The sequence below is a fragment of the Pseudomonas tolaasii NCPPB 2192 genome, assembly GCF_002813445.1.
GTDB classification, from domain to species: domain Bacteria; phylum Pseudomonadota; class Gammaproteobacteria; order Pseudomonadales; family Pseudomonadaceae; genus Aquipseudomonas; species Aquipseudomonas tolaasii.
In genome coordinates this window covers 413,602-430,811 of record NZ_PHHD01000001.1, presented here as the reverse complement: position 1 = coordinate 430,811, position 17,210 = coordinate 413,602, and the positions used below count along the sequence as shown (strand labels likewise).

General features: G+C 61.2%; 17 protein-coding genes. 5 read left to right on the top strand and 12 right to left on the bottom strand.

What is annotated here, in order from left to right; translation table 11 throughout:
• Window positions 1-92 precede the first annotated feature (92 nt).
• The 9 genes from panC to dksA form a co-directional block, all read right to left on the bottom strand.
• Window positions 93-944, bottom strand: coding sequence for a pantoate--beta-alanine ligase (panC, locus tag ATI14_RS02060; RefSeq protein WP_016973753.1), 852 nt, complete (start codon window positions 942-944; stop codon window positions 93-95).
• A complete protein-coding gene (gene panB, locus ATI14_RS02055) occupies window positions 941-1,741 on the bottom strand; it encodes a 3-methyl-2-oxobutanoate hydroxymethyltransferase (protein WP_016973752.1) in 801 nt (266 codons plus the stop codon). Before panB ends, panC begins: the two co-directional genes overlap by 4 nt.
• A 364-nt stretch (window positions 1,742-2,105) precedes the next feature.
• Window positions 2,106-2,591, bottom strand: a complete 486-nt coding sequence (gene folK / locus ATI14_RS02050; RefSeq protein ID WP_016973751.1) for a 2-amino-4-hydroxy-6-hydroxymethyldihydropteridine diphosphokinase — start codon at window positions 2,589-2,591, stop codon at window positions 2,106-2,108.
• Between the two features lie 2 nt (window positions 2,592-2,593).
• Window positions 2,594-3,997, bottom strand: coding sequence for a polynucleotide adenylyltransferase PcnB (locus ATI14_RS02045; RefSeq protein WP_016973750.1), 1,404 nt, complete (start codon window positions 3,995-3,997; stop codon window positions 2,594-2,596).
• Window positions 3,998-4,707: 710 nt separating this feature from the next.
• On the bottom strand, window positions 4,708-6,138 hold the full coding sequence (locus tag ATI14_RS02035) for a sigma-54-dependent transcriptional regulator (protein ID WP_016973749.1): 1,431 nt from the start codon (window positions 6,136-6,138) through the stop codon (window positions 4,708-4,710).
• A gap of 22 nt (window positions 6,139-6,160) precedes the next feature.
• On the bottom strand, window positions 6,161-9,115 hold the full coding sequence (locus tag ATI14_RS02030) for a sensor histidine kinase (RefSeq protein ID WP_016973748.1): 2,955 nt from the start codon (window positions 9,113-9,115) through the stop codon (window positions 6,161-6,163).
• Window positions 9,099-9,275 (bottom strand): hypothetical protein, encoded by a 177-nt coding sequence (locus ATI14_RS02025; protein WP_003176118.1) that lies wholly within the window; start codon window positions 9,273-9,275, stop codon window positions 9,099-9,101. Before ATI14_RS02025 ends, ATI14_RS02030 begins: the two co-directional genes overlap by 17 nt.
• A 62-nt stretch (window positions 9,276-9,337) precedes the next feature.
• On the bottom strand, window positions 9,338-10,225 hold the full coding sequence (gluQRS, locus tag ATI14_RS02020; RefSeq protein WP_080520214.1) for a tRNA glutamyl-Q(34) synthetase GluQRS: 888 nt from the start codon (window positions 10,223-10,225) through the stop codon (window positions 9,338-9,340).
• Between the two features lie 84 nt (window positions 10,226-10,309).
• Window positions 10,310-10,750, bottom strand: a complete 441-nt coding sequence (gene dksA, locus ATI14_RS02015) for an RNA polymerase-binding protein DksA (protein ID WP_026083092.1) — start codon at window positions 10,748-10,750, stop codon at window positions 10,310-10,312.
• 320 nt (window positions 10,751-11,070) lie between these two features.
• Here dksA and ATI14_RS02010 point away from each other — a divergent pair, with 320 nt between their 5' ends.
• On the top strand, window positions 11,071-12,243 hold the full coding sequence (locus ATI14_RS02010) for a pyridoxal phosphate-dependent aminotransferase (protein ID WP_016973745.1): 1,173 nt from the start codon (window positions 11,071-11,073) through the stop codon (window positions 12,241-12,243).
• Complete coding sequence (gene sfsA / locus ATI14_RS02005; RefSeq protein WP_016973744.1) at window positions 12,243-12,956, top strand: DNA/RNA nuclease SfsA; 714 nt, start codon at window positions 12,243-12,245, stop codon at window positions 12,954-12,956. Before ATI14_RS02010 ends, sfsA begins: the two co-directional genes overlap by 1 nt.
• On the opposite strand, the gene ATI14_RS02000 is transcribed toward sfsA, so the two are convergent.
• Entirely contained in the window at window positions 12,953-13,270 is a 318-nt protein-coding gene (locus ATI14_RS02000; protein ID WP_016973743.1) for a Rieske (2Fe-2S) protein, read from the bottom strand. The two genes, sfsA and ATI14_RS02000, sit on opposite strands and share 4 nt — an antisense overlap.
• A gap of 155 nt (window positions 13,271-13,425) precedes the next feature.
• Between ATI14_RS02000 and ATI14_RS01995 the strand changes: the two genes are divergently transcribed.
• The 3 genes from ATI14_RS01995 to ATI14_RS01985 are packed head-to-tail and all read left to right on the top strand — an operon-like array spanning window position 13,426 to window position 16,105.
• Window positions 13,426-14,304 carry a heme/hemin ABC transporter substrate-binding protein gene (locus ATI14_RS01995; protein ID WP_016973742.1) on the top strand — a complete coding sequence of 293 codons (879 nt, stop codon included), beginning with the start codon at window positions 13,426-13,428 and terminating at the stop codon, window positions 14,302-14,304.
• Complete coding sequence (locus ATI14_RS01990) at window positions 14,301-15,338, top strand: FecCD family ABC transporter permease (protein WP_016973741.1); 1,038 nt, start codon at window positions 14,301-14,303, stop codon at window positions 15,336-15,338. Before ATI14_RS01995 ends, ATI14_RS01990 begins: the two co-directional genes overlap by 4 nt.
• Complete coding sequence (locus tag ATI14_RS01985) at window positions 15,338-16,105, top strand: heme ABC transporter ATP-binding protein (RefSeq protein ID WP_016973740.1); 768 nt, start codon at window positions 15,338-15,340, stop codon at window positions 16,103-16,105. The genes ATI14_RS01990 and ATI14_RS01985 overlap by 1 nt, the downstream gene beginning before the upstream one ends.
• Before the next feature lie 244 nt (window positions 16,106-16,349).
• Here ATI14_RS01985 and ATI14_RS01980 read toward each other — a convergent pair whose 3' ends face one another.
• On the bottom strand, window positions 16,350-16,622 hold the full coding sequence (locus ATI14_RS01980; protein WP_016973739.1) for a TfoX/Sxy family protein: 273 nt from the start codon (window positions 16,620-16,622) through the stop codon (window positions 16,350-16,352).
• A 204-nt stretch (window positions 16,623-16,826) separates the two neighbouring features.
• Window positions 16,827-17,171, bottom strand: coding sequence for a pentapeptide repeat-containing protein (locus tag ATI14_RS01975; protein WP_016973738.1), 345 nt, complete (start codon window positions 17,169-17,171; stop codon window positions 16,827-16,829).
• Window positions 17,172-17,210 lie beyond the last annotated feature (39 nt).

Sequence of the window (17,210 nt, the reverse complement as noted above, 5' to 3'; positions counted from 1 at the left end):
CTTTGTCTGCGCTGTAGCCGGTACTTTTTTATACCGGCACAGCAGGCAGGGCAACAGGCGCGCTGTTTTAAAGCGGCAAAAGACGGGATGGGTCAGGCCAGGTTCAGGTGCAGGTTGTCGATCAGGCGGGTCGCGCCCAAGTAGGCGGCCACCAGAATCACCACGTCGCGGTCCTCGGCAGTGGCCGGGCGCAGGTGCGTGCCCTGGCGCACTTCGAGGTAGTCCAGGCGCAGGCCGGCGGCCTCGATCTGTTGGACTTGCTCGGCACGCAACTTGGCGAAATCACGCTCGCCGCCTTTGATGGCGCCTGCTATCTGGCTGAGGCTGCGGTACAGCACCGGGGCGATGGCCCGTTGCTCCTCGGTCAGGTAACCGTTGCGCGACGACAGCGCCAGGCCGTCGTCGGCCCTCACGGTCGGCTCGCCGATGATCTGGATCGGCATGTTCAGGTCATGGACCATGGCGCGAATGACCGCCAATTGCTGGTAGTCCTTCTGGCCGAACACGGCCATGTCCGGCTGGACCATGTTGAACAGCTTGCTCACCACCGTGGCAACGCCCTCGAAATGCCCGGGACGGCTGGCGCCGCACAAGCCTTCGGACAATTGTGGAACACTGACGCGGGTCTGGCCGGTCATGCCGCCGGGGTACATTTCCTCGACGGTAGGCGCGAACAGCAGGTTGCAGCCGGCTTGCAGGAGTTTTTCCTGATCGGCCGCCAGGGTGCGCGGGTACTTGTCGAGGTCTTCACCCGCGCCGAATTGCAGCGGGTTGACGAAAATGCTCGCGACCACAAAGTCCGCCTGCTGCGCGGCCTTGGTCACCAGGGTGGCGTGGCCGCTGTGCAGGTTGCCCATGGTGGGCACGAAACCAATGCGTTTGCCGGCGCTGCGGGCGTGGGCGACGGCGGCCCGCAGTTCGCGTACGGTTTTGACGGTGTTCATGCGGAAAACCCGTGTTCGGCGCCCGGGAAGGTCACGGCTTTGACTTCCGTGACGTAAGCGCTCAGCGCTGCCTGAATGCTGTCCTGGCCCGCCATGAAGTTCTTCACAAACTTTGGCGCGCGGCCGGTCAGCGACAGGCCGAGCATGTCGTGCACCACCAGCACTTGGCCGTCGGTGTCTGCACCGGCGCCAATCCCGATAACGGGCACTTTGACCGCTTGGGTGATCTCGGCGGCCAGTTCGCTCGGCACGCATTCCAGCAGAATCATTGCCGCGCCGGCCTGTTCCAGGGCGATGGCATCGGCCCGCATCTGGCGCGCCTGGGCTTCGTTGCGGCCCTGGACCTTGTAGCCGCCGAGGATGTTCACCGACTGCGGCGTCAGGCCCATGTGCACGCACACCGGCACGCCGCGTTCGGCCAGCAGGCGAATCGAGTCGGCCAGCCATACGGCGCCTTCAATCTTGACCATATGCGCACCGGCCTGCATCAGCTTGCCGGCGTTCTGGAAGGTTTGCTCGACGGTGGCGTAACCCATGAACGGCAAGTCGGCGATGATGAACGCGCCGTTGTTGCCGCGCTTGACGCTGGCGGTGTGGTACGCGAGTTCATCCGTGGTCACTGGCAGGGTGCTGTCATTCCCTTGAAGAACCATGCCCAGGGAGTCGCCTACCAGCAACACTTCGACACCAGCCTGGCAACTGGCGTGGGCGAAGGTGGCGTCGTAGCAGGTCAGCATGGTGATTTTTTCACCTTTGAGCTTGAGGCTCTGCAAGGTGGTCAGGGTAATGTCTGGCATGAAAAGGGTCCTCAGTCAGGCGCTTGGAAACAGCGAGTAACGCGCGTGAGTCTTCGTTTATACAGGCGCACTGTCTTGAGAGCAGTGCTTATAAGGCCTGGATTGCGCCCTTTAGCGCCGGGTTGGCGGCAGCGGGACGCCTATAGTCGTGATGAGGACACGGGAAGTCAATTGGATGTGTTACCGCATTGTTACGAGTGGGGTGTTACCCGTGTTACTGATGCGATTCAGCCGGATTGATCGGCTATTCAAGACAGGATTGATCACCTGTGGGAGCTGGCTTGCCTGCGATGCAGGCGACGCGGTCGATCAGGCAAACCGAGGTGATGCTATCGCAGGCAAGCCAGCTCCCACATTGACCGAGTCAGTCTTGGGGCAGGCGTTCCAGGCCGACAAACGGGCAGGCGGCCAACAGTTCGCTGAGTGTTTTACCGTCGGGCAGTGGCAGATCGGCGGGTGCGAGCTCAGCCAGCGGATACAACACGAATGCCCGCAGGTGCATCTGATAATGCGGCACCTTCAGGCGCGGCTCGTCGATCAGGCGGTCGCCGAACAGCAGGATATCCAGGTCGAGCGTGCGCGGGCCCCAGCGCTCAAGGCGCTCGCGGCCTTGGTCGTTCTCGATGGCTTGCAGCGCATCGAGCAGGTCCAGGGGCGCGAGGTTGCTGTCCAAAGCCGCTACCGCGTTGGTGTAGCGCGGCTGGCCCGGTAGCAAAGAGTCACTTTGGTAAAACGCCGACACGCCGGCGAGGGTGGTGCCCGGCAATTGCGCCAGCGCCGTGATGGCGTCACGCAATTGCTGGTCCGGAGCCGCCAGGTTGCTGCCCATGCCGATATAGATGCGTTCCACGTTTATTCGCCCACGGCGCCCGAGGCATCGGCGCTGCGTTTGCGCTTGCTGCCGGAGCTGCGGCGACGTTTTTTCGGACCTGTGCCTTCCCCGTCGCCTTTGCCGCCCAGGTCGCGAATCATGTCGCGGCGCTGGCTGTCATTGGCATCCTGATAGTCGGTCCACCAATCGCCCAGGCCGTCGGTCTGCTCGCCGGCGCTTTCACGCAGCAGCAGGAAGTCGTAGCCGGCACGGAACCGCGGGTTGTCGAGCAGCAGGTCGGCGCGTTTGCCGCTGCGACGTGGCAGGCGCTCCTGCATGTCCCAGATCTCGCGGATCGGCATCGTGAAGCGTTTTGGAATGGCGATGCGCTGGCACTGTTCGGCAATCAGCTCGTGCGCGGCTTCCTGCATGGCGGGAATCGGCGGCATGCCACGGTCTTGCAGGCGCAGTACGCGTTTGGGCAGGGCCGGCCACAGCAGGGCAGCAAACAGGAACGCCGGGGTGACCGGTTTGTTCTGTTTGATGCGCAGGTCGGTGTTGATCAAGGCTTCGCTGATCAGGGTGTGGGTGTATGTCGGGTTGTATTCCAGTGCCTCGGCGCTGGCCGGGAACAGCGGGTCGAACAGCTGCAGGTCGACGAGCATCTCAAACGTGTCAGCGGCGTAGCCCGAGAGGAACAGCTTGAGCACTTCTTCGAACAGGCGCGCCGACGGGATTTCCCGCAGCATCGGTGCCAGCTCGCGAATCGGCGCGGCGGTGTGCTTCTCGATGCCGAAATTCAGCTTGGCGGCAAAGCGCACCGCACGCAGCATGCGCACCGGGTCTTCCTGGTAGCGTTTTACCGGGTCGCCAATCAGGCGGATCAGGTTGTTGCGGATGTCGTGCACGCCATTGGCGTAATCAAGAATGCGCTCGCTGACCGGGTCGTAATACAGGGCGTTGATGGTGAAGTCGCGACGCTGCGCATCTTCTTCCAGGGTGCCGTAGACGTTGTCGCGCAGGATGCGGCCGCTCTCGTTGCGGGAAGACTGATTGGTGTCTTCCTCTTCATCGTTTTGCGGGTGGCCGGCGCGGAAGGTCGCCACTTCAATGATTTCGCGACCGAAGTGAATGTGGACCAGCTTGAAGCGGCGGCCGATGATCCGCGCATTGCGGAATTCGGCACGCACTTGCTCGGGCGTGGCGCTGGTGGCGACGTCGAAATCCTTTGGCGTGATATTGAGCAACATGTCACGTACACACCCGCCCACCAGATAAGCCTGGTAGCCGGCGTTCTGCAAACGTTCGACGATGTTCACTGCATAACGGCTGAATTGAGCACGTTGCAGCGAATGCTGGCTGCTGTTGAGCACTTCAGGCGTGCTGCGTTTGTGTTGCGTACGACGCAAGGGAGAACGGAATGACTGGAACAACTTCTTCAGCATGGGATGCACTGTTTGAAGGAATGTTCGGCCATAACGAAGAATGACCGCATGATGGGCGGGGATTCTAGCATTTAGTCAGGGGATGGTGTAGGAACAAGCTGCAGGCCTTGCGCCATAAGCCTTAAATCGATGAACGCGCTGCTTTTAAGGCGGAAACTACAAGGGGAGCCGAAGCTCCCCCAGAAGTAGTTGCGTGCTCTATTTTTATTATTGATTGCGGGCTTCTTGTTTTTGTTGATCGCCCTCGCCATGAAGCTTCACCTTCATGACACTCCCAATCGGGAGTCAAGAGCAAACGGATTGCTTTGGTCGCTGTGTTGCTGATCTACGATCCAACCAGTTCAGGCTCTGCCTTAGGGCAGTTTTTGTTGTTCTCGGCCTGGTTGCGGGGCAAGCCCCAAATGCAACGCCTCTCCAAAAGAATCAGTTAGCTGCGCCTCCGCCGTGTTGTTTTTGTTATGCGTGAGTCGATTCGTCTTATTTTTATTGTCAGGTACAAAGCTTGTTATTGTTTTTGTACTAAGCATATAGCAGGGTGCGTGCCAACTTTTGTGCCGCCCAGCAAAACCGGGGGTTTGAAGCGGTTCCATCTTTACAGGAGGCGAAAAAAAGCCGGGGCTTCGTTACCGTAAGCCCCGGCTTTTGTTACGTGAAAATTCAGCGGTAACAGTTTTTTCACATCTGAGGGTGTTACCTGTGGGGGCGCACCCTCAACTCTCGCTGGCCACTCCGGTCTTGCGCCGTGGAATGCCCAGGCGCTGGCGCCGTTCCCACAGGCATTTACGGCTCACGCCCAGTTTGCGCGCCAGTTCGGTTTCGGTCATGTGGTCCTGATGTTCCAGGACGAAATGCTGGAAGTAGTCTTCCAGTGACAAATCTTCCGTCGGCTCATGGCTGGTATTGTTGCCACCGCCCTGTTGTGGGGCCAGGCCGATGAAATCGTCGTCTTCCAGGTCGCTCAGCTCGATATCGATACCCAGCAGTTCGGCAGAGATTTCCGGGCTTTCCGATAGAATCACCGCACGCTCGACCGCGTTTTCCAGTTCCCGCACGTTACCCGGCCAGGAGTAGTGCCGAATCGCCTGCTCGGCGTCCGGGGCAAACTTGAGGTCGGTGCGGTTGATGCGGGCGCTCTGGCGCAGCAGGAATGCGTTGGCGATCTCGTTGACGTCAGCGCCACGCTCGCGCAGGGCCGGCAATTTGAGGGCGATCACATGCAGGCGGTAATACAAGTCTTCACGGAACTGGCCGATCTTGGCCAGGCTCTTCAGGTCGCGGTGGGTGGCCGCGATCAGGCGCACATCCACCTTCTGTGATTGCACCGACCCTACGCGGCGAATCTCGCCTTCCTGCAACACGCGCAGCAACCGCGCCTGCGCTTCCAGGGGCAGCTCGCCGATTTCGTCGAGAAACAGCGTGCCGCCGTCAGCGGCTTCGACCAAACCTGCACGCCCGGCGCTGGCGCCGGTAAACGCGCCTTTTTCGTGGCCAAACAGCTCGGACTCGATCAGGGATTCAGGGATCGCCGCGCAGTTCACCGAAATCATCGGCGCCTTGGCGCGTTTGGACAGGTTGTGCAGGGCGCGGGCCACCAGTTCTTTACCGGTGCCTGACTCGCCCTGGATCAACACATTGGAGTCAGTCGGGGCGACTTTGCGGATCTTGCCGTACAGGTCCTGCATGGGCGGGCATGAGCCGATGATGCCGATCTCGCCGTTGCTGTTGTCGACACCCGGCTTGTCGGCGGCCTTGCCGGCGGGCCGCTGCTCGGCGGGCGCGCTGCCGGCCGGCTGACGGTCACGCAGGATGCGCGCTACGGCTTGGAGCATTTCGTCGTGGTCGAAAGGCTTGGCGATGTAATCCACCGCGCCCATCTTCATGGAGTCCACCGCCGAGCGCAGGCTGGCGTAGCTGGTCATGATCAGCACCGGAGTGCCCTGGCCAAGCTTGATCAGCTCGGTACCCGGCGCGCCCGGCAGCCGCAGGTCGCTGACAATCAGGTCGAACGTGGGAATGCTGAAACGCTCCTGGGCTTCCTGCACCGAGCCGGCTTCGCTGACCTGGTACTGATTACGTTCAAGCAGGCGACGCAAGGCAGAGCGGATAATGGTTTCGTCTTCGACGATCAAAATGTGCGGCATTGATTCAATTCTCTCGACGGTCTCAGTTCACAGCGGACGTCGCTTCGACATGACGCGGCAAGGTCACCCGAATACGGGTGCCGCGTTGGCTTTCAAGGTCAGCCGGGCTGTCGATGGTGATTTGTCCATAATGCTCTTCAACGATGGAATAGACCAGTGCAAGGCCCAGACCGGTACCTTCACCCGGATCCTTGGTGGTGAAGAAAGGTTCGAACAATCGGTCCATGATGTTCTGCGGAATACCACTGCCTTCGTCTTCGACGATCAGATCGACCGTGTGCTCGAAAGCCTCGCTCTTGACGCGTACCGCGCTGCCGGCCGGGGTTGCGTCGCGGGCGTTTGACAGCAGGTTGATCAACACCTGCGCCAAGCGTTGGGAGTCACCGTCAACCCAATGGTCCGGGTCGCACAAGTTAAAGAACTGTACTTCGAAATTGCGCCGGTTCAAGGCCAGCAGCCCAATGGCATCCTGCGCCACTTCAGCGAGGCACACCGCCTCGTCCTGATTCTGATGCGCGCCCGCGTGGGCAAAGCTCATCAGCGACTGCACGATGCGTGAAACGCGCTTGGTCTGTTCGAGAATCTGCCCGCTGATTTCGGTGATTTCGTCGTCTTCCTCGCGCTCCTCGCGCAGGTTTTGCGCCAGGCACGCGATACCGGTGATCGGATTGCCGATTTCATGGGCCACACCGGCTGCCAATCGGCCAATGCTCGCCAGGCGCTCGGAATGCACCAGTTTGTCTTCGAGCATCTGGGTTTCGGTCAGGTCTTCCACCAGCAACACCAGGCCACTGTTACCGGGAGCCAGGGGCTCGTCGATGGCGGCTTTGTGCAGGTTGAGCCAGCGGGTCTGGCCGTCGAGGGCCAGATGCTGTTTGTGCAGATGCTCATCGGGCAGGTTGATAAAGCCTTGCAGCAGTTCTTTCCACGGCTCGCCCAGGGTGTTCAGGCGCGAACCGACCACCCGTTGCGCGGCGATGCCGGTGAGTTCTTCCATGGCCTTGTTCCACATCAGGATCTCTTGATCCTTGGCCAGGGAGCACACGCCCATCGGCAGTTCCTGCAAGGTCTGGCGATGGTAACGGCGCAAGGCGTCCAGCTCGGCGGCGAGGCCGGTGAGGCGCGAGTGGTAATCCTCCAGCCGGCTCTCGATGAAGTGGATGTCTTCGGTCACATAGTTTTCGCCGCCCGCCTTGTAAGGCAGAAAGGTTTCCACCATGTCCTGAGACACGCTCGGCCCCATCAGGCCGGACAGGTTGGCCTCGATCCGGTCGCGCAAACGACGCAGCGCATACGGGCGCCGTTCGTCGAATGGCAGGTAAAGGTCACGCAGCGCCTGCTCGACTTCCTTCTGCGCCGCTTTCGCGCCCAGGGGCTTGGCCAGTTGCGTGGCGAATTCCTGAGGCGAAGCGGCATGCAATTCGCGGCGTTGCGGGCGGCGTACGTTGTCCACCGCACAGGCTTCGGCAGCGCTGGTTTCTTCCGGGCTGGCGTTGGTGAACAGCGAAATCAGGGTGAACATCAGCACGTTGGCCGCCAGCGACGCGATGGCCGCCATGTGCCAGCTGGTGTCGTCCAGCACGTAGATCATGTTCAGCAGCGGAATGTAGAAGCCCTGCAGATTGCCGACCAGCGGCAACAGCATGGTGACCATCCACACCAGAATCCCTGCCAGCAGCCCGGCGATAAAGCCACGCCGATTGGCCGTCGGCCAGTACAGCACCGACAACACGCCCGGCAGGAACTGCAAGGTGGCGACAAACGCGACGATGCCAAGGTTGGCCAGGTCCTGCCCGGCGCCCAGCAGCAGGTAGAACGCGTAACCGGCCATGATGATCGCGACGATCAGCGCGCGGCGCGTCCATTTCAGCCAGCGGTAGATATTGCCCTCGGCGGGCGGCTGGTACAGCGGCAGCACCAGGTGGTTGAGCGCCATGCCCGACAGGGCCAGGGTGGTCACGATGATCAACCCGCTGGCGGCGGATAAACCGCCCACGTAGGCGAGCATCGCCAGCGCCGGGCTATTGGCTGCAATGCCGATGCCGAGGGTGAAGTATTCGGGGTTGGTGGTGGCGCCGAGCTTCAGGCCGGCCCACAGAATCAGCGGCACCGCCAGGCTCATCAGCAGCAGGAACAGCGGCAAACCCCAGCTGGCGCTGACCAGCGAGCGCGGGTTGAGGTTTTCGGTGAAGGTCATGTGGTACATGTGCGGCATCACGATTGCCGAGGCAAAGAACACCAACAGCAGGGTGCGCCACGGGCCTTCTTGCAGCGGCGTGTGCAGGGCGGCGAGGGCGGTCTGGTTCTGCAGCAGCCACAGTTCGAGTTGTTGCGGGCCGTCGAACACGCCGTAAAGCGCATACAGGCCGACGCCGCCGATGGCGATGAGCTTGATCACCGACTCGAAGGCAATCGCAAACACCAGCCCTTCGTGTTTCTCGCGGGTGGCGATATGGCGCGAGCCGAAGAAAATCGTGAACAGGGTGATCAGTGCACAAAACGCCAGCGCCACGCGATGTTGCACCGGCTCGCGGGTCAGGATGCTGATGGAGTCGGCCACGGCCTGAATCTGCAAGGCCAGCAACGGCAGCACGCCGATCAGCATGAAGATGGTGGTGAGTGCGCCGGCCCAGGTGCTGCGAAAGCGAAAGGCAAACAAATCCGCCAGGGACGATAGTTGATAAGTGCGGGTGATTTTCAGGATCGGATACAGCAACACCGGCGCCAGCAGGAACGCACCGGATACGCCGAGATAGCTGGAGAGAAAACCATAGCCGTACTGGTAGGCCAGGCCCACGGTTCCGTAAAACGCCCAGGCGCTGGCGTAAACGCCGAGGGACAAGGTGTAGGTCAGCGGATGGCGAATGATCGCCCGCGGAATCATTCCGCGCTCACTGATCCAGGCGACGCCGAACAACGCCGCCAGGTAGGCGGCGCTGATCAGCAGCATCTGGGTGAGGCTAAAGCTCATCGGCATCTTTTTGGCTCTGCAGGATGAAGGTCACGACGATCAATATCAGCCATAGCAGATAAGGGCGGTACCAGGCGCCCGTGGCGTCGATCCACCAATCCATGATGGCGGGGGAAAACAGGTAGATCCCGACGACCAGCAGCAGGACCAATCGATAGATGTACATGTTGGCCTCTGATTGAAAAACTGCGGCGATGGTAACGGATGGTGGCCAAGCTGCAAGCGCCTTCAGCTCAATTGCGCTTCGGCCAGCGTGAGTGTGCGCGGGATCTTGCCGGCATCCCAGTGCACGATGCCCCAATCCAGCAATTCCCGCGGGCTGGCGTGCAGCAACTCGTCACCGGGTTGCTGGCCGAGGGCGCGCAAGGCTCTCACCAGCAAAGGCGTGGCCTGGTCCGGTGTCAACGGCGGGGAGCGGTAGGATTTGCCCAGCTTGTTACCGTCCGGCTGGGTAATCAGCGGCACGTGCAAGTAACGCGGTTGGCGCAGGCCCAGCAGTTCCTGTAAATACAGCTGGCGCGGCGTGGAATCGAGCAGGTCGGCGCCGCGCACGATGTCGGTGACGCCTTGCCAGGCATCGTCAAGCACCACCGCGAGTTGATAGGCATACAGACCGTCGCGGCGACGGATGATGAAGTCGCCGGAATCGCGGCCAAGGTGCTGTCGGAACTCGCCTTGCACACGGTCAGTAAAATGGTATTCCAACTCCGGGACGCGCAAGCGAATCGCGGCGTCTTGCTGATCGTGGTCGGCATTGCGGCACAGGCCGGGGTAAATCCCGTGGTAAGGCTCCAGCTGCTTGCGCGAGCAGGTGCACGCGTAGGCCAGGCCGTGGTTGAACAGGTCATTCAGCACTTTGGCGTAGGCTTCGTGACGTTCGCTTTGTCGGACCAGTTCACCGTCCCACTCGAAGCCGTAGCTTTCCAGGGCGTGCAGAATCGCTGCCTGCGCGCCGGGTTCTTCACGGGGTGGGTCGAGGTCTTCCATGCGCATCAGCCAGCGGCCTTTGTTGGCGCGGGCATCGAGGTAGGAGGCGAGGGCGGCTACCAGCGAGCCGAAGTGCAAGTGGCCGCTGGGCGTGGGGGCGAAACGCCCGATATAGGTAGAGGCTGTCATGGGCCGGATACTACTGGAAAATCGGCAAACGCCAGAAACAAAAATGGGGCGTTTTCACGCCCCATTCGTTCAGTTCGGCACGGATTACTTGCCGACCTGTTTTTCCTTGATTTCAGCCAAGGTCTTGCAGTCTACGCAGAGGTCCGCGGTTGGGCGGGCTTCCAGGCGACGGATACCGATTTCGACGCCGCAGGATTCGCACCAGCCGTATTCTTCGTCTTCGATCAGTTGCAGCGTTTTGTCGATTTTCTTGATCAGCTTGCGTTCACGATCACGGGCGCGCAGTTCGAGGGCGAATTCCTCTTCCTGGCTGGCACGGTCGGCCGGGTCCGGGAAGTTGGCGGCTTCGTCCTTCATGTGGTCAACCGTACGGTCGACTTCCTGCATCAAGTCCTGCTTCCACTTTTGCAGGATCTTGGTGAAGTGCTGGCGCATGGGCTTGCCCATGTACTCCTCACCCTTCGCTTCGACGTAAGGTGTGAAGCCACTAAGGCTCTGCTGCTGTTGCTTTGCTTGGGTGGACATGAATAGACCGCCTCTCACTCTTCTAATCCATTGCGCAGGATTGCAACGTCACCGACACCTGCCGGCCCTGCGGCTGCAAGCGGGCGAACTTACCAGATAGATTCGGGGTGCGCCACTCCCGGTTGTCGAGGGGCCATCATGCCGGGGTTGCAAACTGCAACGGCCCGCCATGGCTGGACATGTAACGCCTCGAATGTTGATTTTAGTCGTTTTGCGCGCGCTTGCCCGGGCCGCCTGAGCGGCCGGGCAGGCAATAGAACATGTTTTACCGCGCGGGTTCGGTAGAATCCTGATTTTGTCCTCTCGCTTAAGGAAGGCTAATGGCTCAGCCCTACAGTGCGCGCAGTCGCGCCATCGAACCTTTTCATGTCATGGCGTTGCTGGCGCGGGCCAATGAGCTGCAAGCGGCCGGCCATGACGTGATCCACCTGGAAATCGGCGAGCCGGACTTCACCACCGCCGAGCCGATCATTCAGGCCGGCCAGGCCGCGCTGGCCAACGGCAAGACGCGCTACACCGCCGCCCGCGGCCTGCCTGAGTTGCGCGAGGCCATCAGCGGTTTCTACGCGCAGCGTTACGGCCTTAACGTGGACCCCGAGCGGATCCTGATCACCCCCGGTGGCTCTGGCGCACTGTTGCTTGCCAGCAGCCTGTTGGTCGATCCGGGCAAGCACTGGCTGTTGGCCGACCCGGGCTACCCGTGCAATCGCCATTTCCTGAGGCTGGTGGAAGGTGCGGCGCAACTGGTGCCGGTCGGCCCGGATGTGCGTTACCAATTGACCGCTGAACTGGTGGCCAAACACTGGAACCAGGACAGCGTGGGCGCACTGGTCGCGTCGCCAGCCAACCCGACCGGCACGATCCTCACGCGTGATGAATTGGCCGGGCTGTCGAATGCAATCAAGGCGCGTGACGGCCACCTAGTGGTCGACGAGATTTATCACGGCCTCACTTACGGCACCGACGCCGCGAGCGTGCTGGAAGTCGACAACGATGCCTTCGTCTTAAATAGTTTTTCGAAGTATTTCGGCATGACCGGCTGGCGCCTGGGTTGGCTGGTAGCTCCCCCTGCGGCCGTCGGCGAATTGGAAAAACTCGCGCAAAACCTCTACATCAGCGCCCCAAGCATGGCCCAGCACGCGGCATTGGCCTGTTTTACCCCACAAACCCTGAGCATTCTGGAAGAGCGCCGCGCCGAATTCGGCCGCCGTCGTGACTTCCTGTTGCCTGCCCTGCGCGAACTCGGGTTTGGCATTGCCGTGGAGCCGGAAGGCGCATTCTATTTGTATGCCGATATCAGCGCGTTTGGTGGAGATGCCTTCGCGTTCTGCCGTCATTTCCTCGAAACCGAGCATGTCGCGTTTACCCCCGGCTTGGACTTCGGGCGTTATCAGGCAGGCCATCATGTGCGTTTTGCCTACACGCAGAACCTTGATCGCCTGCAGGAAGCAGTGGAACGCATTGCCCGTGGCCTGCAGAGCTGGCACGCCTGATGCGCTTTCATCCTCCTCTTGAAGAAGCGCGGCTTATTCGCCGTTACAAGCGTTTTCTCACCGATATCGAAACCGTTACCGGCGAATTGTTGACCATTCACTGCCCGAACACCGGGTCGATGCTCAACTGCATGGTCGAAGGCGGGCAGGTCTGGTTCAGCCGCTCCGACGACCCGAAGCGCAAGCTGCCCGGCACCTGGGAAATTGCCGAAACACCGCAAGGCCGGCTGGCGTGCGTCAACACGGCTCGTGCGAATCAGTTGGTCGAAGAAGCCTTGCGCGCCGGGGTGATCACTGAGCTGAACGGTTTCACCGCGTTGAAGCGTGAAGTCCCTTACGGTCAGGAGAAAAGCCGCATCGACTTTCGTTTGGATTACCCGCACGGCGCCGCGTACGTGGAGGTCAAGAGCGTCACCCTGGGTTTCGATGGTTCGGCGGTGGCGGCATTTCCCGACGCGGTGACGCAACGTGGCGCCAAGCATTTGCGCGAGTTGGCGCACCTGGCGCGCGAAGGCATACGGGCGGTGCAACTGTATTGTGTGAATCTCTCGGGGATTGAGGCGGTGCGCCCGGCGGTGGAAATCGACGCCGGATATGCCGCCGCCCTGCGCGAAGCCAAGGCGGCCGGAGTAGAGGTGCTGGCTTATGGCGTGCGGGTGACGCCGGAAGAAATTGTCGTCGATCGCCGCCTGGATGTGTGGCTCGGCGACTAGAGTTCCACCCACAGGCCGTGTTCATCTTCGCGGCCGGGCAGGGCGGTGAGGTGTTGGCCGGCGCAGGGGCCGGCGATGCATTCGCCACTTTCAATCAGGAATAGCGCGCCGTGGGTGGCGCACTGGATCAGGCTCGCGCTGGCATCGAGAAACTGGTCGGGCTGCCACTCCAGTGGAATGCCGCGATGGGGACAACGGTTGATGTAGAAGTAGGCTACGCCGCCACGGCGCACGGCCAGCAGCTTGCAACCGTCGATCGTGAAACCGCGGCTGCTGTCTGGCGCGAGACTGTCTGAGGGGCCGAGAAACTTCATATCGATCCTTAAGTGCCTTGACGTTCAAATGCAAACAATTATCAAATGCCCGCTTCGCCCATCGCTGACCGGGTGCTCAGTACGATGCCAGACAGGTTCCTTCTGTCACATCGCTGAGTGTTTGAGCAGCCCTGCCCCTGGAAGGAAACCCTGTTATGCGTCTGAGTACCAGCGCTATTGCGCTTGTTGCCTCACTGCTGGTCAACCACGGGGCTCAGGCCTCTGAACTGCCACAACGCTGGGTCAGTGCCGGCGGGGCGCTTTCGGAATGGGTGACGGCGCTGGGCGCCGAGTCGAAGTTGGTGGGGGTCGATACCACCAGCCAGCATCCGGAATCACTCAAGGCGTTGCCGAGCATTGGTTATCAGCGGCAATTGTCGGCTGAAGGCATCCTGAGTTTGCGCCCGCAGGTGCTGATCGGCACCGAAGAAATGGGCCCGCCGCCAATACTGTCGCAGATCCGCAGCGCGGGTGTTCAGGTAGAAATGTTCTCGGCCCAACCGGATTTGCCGACCTTGAAAGGCAACCTTCAGCACTTGGGCAAGTTGCTCGGTAACGAGGCCGGGGCCGACGAATTGTTTACCGGATATGAAGAGGCGCTGAACCAGCAAAAAAGCTGGGTCGCCAAGGCCCAGGCCTCGCAAAAGGCGCCGGGCGTGCTGTTGTTGCTGGGACACGCGGGGGGCAAGCCGCTGGTCGCGGGTAAAGACACGGCGGCCGATTGGATGCTGCAGCAGGCCGGCGGGCATAACCTGGCGACCCACACCGGCTACAAACCGTTTTCCGTGGAGTCGCTGGCGGGGTTGAGCCCGGACGTATTGGTATTTGCTGATCGTGCACTGACCGGCGACGCAGCGCGGGCAGCCCTGTTCAAGGAAAACCCGATTTTGGCGTCGACGCCTGCCGCGAAAAATGGCCGGGTCTTTGAGTTGGACCCGACTTTGCTGGTCGGCGGGCTCGGCCCGCGGCTGCCGCAAAGCCTGGTAACACTGTCTGCCGGATTTTACCCGTCCCAGGCTAAACCCGCCCCATGACCCCCTCTGTTAAACCGAAAACGCTGTTCATCGGGCTGACGCTGCTGTGTGGTTTGGCGATTTGGCTGTCGTTGGCGCTCGGTCCGGTCAGCCTGCCGTTGCTGGATACGCTCAAGGCCGCCTTGCGCTTGATGGGCGTGCCGATTGAGGCGCAAGGGCTGGAACAGGCCGAGTTGATCCTGGGCCAGATTCGCCTACCGCGCACGTTACTCGGCCTGGCGGTGGGGGGCGTGCTGGCGTTGTCGGGCGTGGCAATGCAAGGGTTGTTTCGCAACCCGCTGGCGGACCCGGGGTTGGTCGGGGTGTCCAGCGGCGCGGCGTTGGGGGCGGCTATCGCGATTGTCGGCGGAGCCTTTTTTGGTGGGTTGCCGGACGCGTTCGGGCCTTACCTGTTATCGTTGTGTGCATTTCTCGGCGGGCTGGGCGTCACGGCGCTGGTGTATCGCCTCGGACGGCGCAACGGGCAGACCAACGTCGCAACGATGCTGCTCGCCGGTATTGCCCTGACGGCGCTCGCCAGCTCGGCGGTGGGCTTATTTACCTATTTGGCGGATGACGCCACGTTGCGCACCCTCACGTTCTGGAACCTGGGCAGCCTCAATGGCGCCAGCTATTCGCGGTTATGGCCCTTGCTGCTGGTGAGTGCCGGCGTGGCGCTGTGGTTGCCGCGTCGGGCCAGGGCGTTGAATGCGTTGTTGCTCGGTGAGTCCGAGGCCAATCATTTGGGAATTGAAGTTGAAGGGCTCAAGCGCGAGCTGGTGTTCTGCACGGCCCTGGGTGTGGGCGCGGCGGTGGCGGCGGCGGGGATGATCGGGTTTGTCGGGCTGGTGGTGCCACATCTGGTGCGCTTGCTGGCGGGGCCGGACCATCGTGTGCTGTTGCCTGCATCGGTGCTGGCGGGGGCGAGCCTGTTGTTGTTCGCGGATTTGGTCGCTCGTCTGGCCTTGGCACCCGCAGAACTGCCGATCGGCATCGTGACTGCATTCATTGGTGCGCCATTCTTTCTTTACCTGTTGTTGCGAGGGCGTGCCTGATGCTGCGTGTGGAACAACTGCAGATCCGGCGCGGGCGCAAAACCGTGCTGTCGGATGTCACCCTCGACCTGTTGCCCGGTGAAGTGCTGGGCGTGCTGGGGCCCAATGGCGCGGGCAAAAGTACGTTGCTCGGCGCGTTGTGCGGGGAATTGTCGCCGGATCAAGGCCGCGTGTGGCTGGACCAGCAGGCGCTGAGCGACTGGAGCGGCCCGCAGCGTGCCCAACGGCTGGCGGTGTTGCCGCAGTCGTCGACCCTGGATTTCGCGTTTCGTGTCGAAGAGGTCGTCGGTATGGGCCGTTTGCCTCACCAGACAGGGCGGGTGCGGGATGATGAAATCATCGAGGCGGCGTTGCAGGCGGCGGATGTCGGGCATTTAAGTGGTCGCAGCTATTTGGCGTTGTCCGGCGGTGAACGCCAGCGCGTGCATCTGGCGCGAGTGCTGGCGCAATTATGGCCGGGGGAGGCGGGGCAGACGCTGTTGCTGGATGAGCCCACGTCGATGCTGGATCCCTTGCATCAGCACACGACACTGCAAGCCATCCGCAGCTTTGCCGACCGCGGCGCGGCGGTGCTGGTGATCCTGCATGATCTGAACCTGGCTGCGCGTTACTGCGACCGCATTTTGCTGTTGGAAGATGGGCGCCCGCATGCCCTGGCCACGCCGCAGGAGGTGCTGAGGCCGGAGCCGCTGAAGGCGGTGTTTGGGCTGGACGTGTTGGTGCAGCCGCATCCGGAGCGTGGGCACCCGTTGATTATTGCGCGCTGAAATTCACTTTTCCCCAGGCAAAAAAAGACCCGGCAAGAGCCGGGTCAAATAACCGTGATTAGCCTGATGAGGAGATAATCTGAGAGTCCGAACCAATGGTCTTTCAGTTATCGGCTGATCTCGCGATCAGTTGTGATAATCATAACGATTCTCATTTGAGAGTCAACCTTTGTTTTTCTGCATTGCCCGAGTTTTGTTAAATGTCTGTTTGCGGTGCCCGAAAACGCGGGGCTTGTTTACCGATTTAATTTTTCTGACGCGCCGAAATGGCATCCAGCTGGCGGTTCAAGGCTTCCTTGCGCTCCGTCGGGATGTCATTCCAGTGCACGTCCATCAACGCGCCTTCAATGGCATACAGCAAAACTTTCGACGCCCGAAAGCCGCGAGTGCGTACGGCCCGGTAGGCATCGACCGCGCCCAGGCGGCGCAAGTCGGAAGCGCTGTGGATGCCCACCGCATGCAGCCACTGCGCTGACGTCTTGCCGAGGTTTTTCAGGTGTTGCAGCTCATCGTTCATCAAGCCTCCTTGCGACGGCCGAATGGTGCGGTGGGTATCGTGACCAGGCAAGCCTGAAAAAGAGTGTAGCGCTCAGTAGGAAAAGCGTGGTTCTTTGGTCAGGAACGGCTGAAAAGCTTATAAGAATGCTTTGGGGGATTTCATCGTGCGCAGGCGGGAAACGCCCGGCCCGCTTGGGATGGAGCCGAGAGTTTGGGCGAGAGGTTACCGGGTGCGATAGCGCAGGCGAGTCCCGAAATTGACCGACATGAGGATTTCGTCGGCGGTCAGATCGGGGGAGAAGTAGGCGCCGGAGATTTGCGCATGGGCCAGGCTGGCACCTTCCAGTGAGCAGTCGCGCAAGTCGAGGCCGCGCAGGTCAGCGGAGCGGAAGTAGGCGTCGGTGAAATCGACGCCGGTGGCGTTCAGGTCGCGCAGGTCGAGCCCGCGAAAGTCGCCGCCTCGCATGTCGATGACACCGTCTTTGGGGCGTTCCTCGTTGAAGCCGCGGATATCGTCTTTATGCAGGAGCGCGTAGAGCGGGGTATCAAGAAGCTTGGGCTGACTCATGATGGCGACTCCCGTTGGAATTATGACGCCATTATAGTG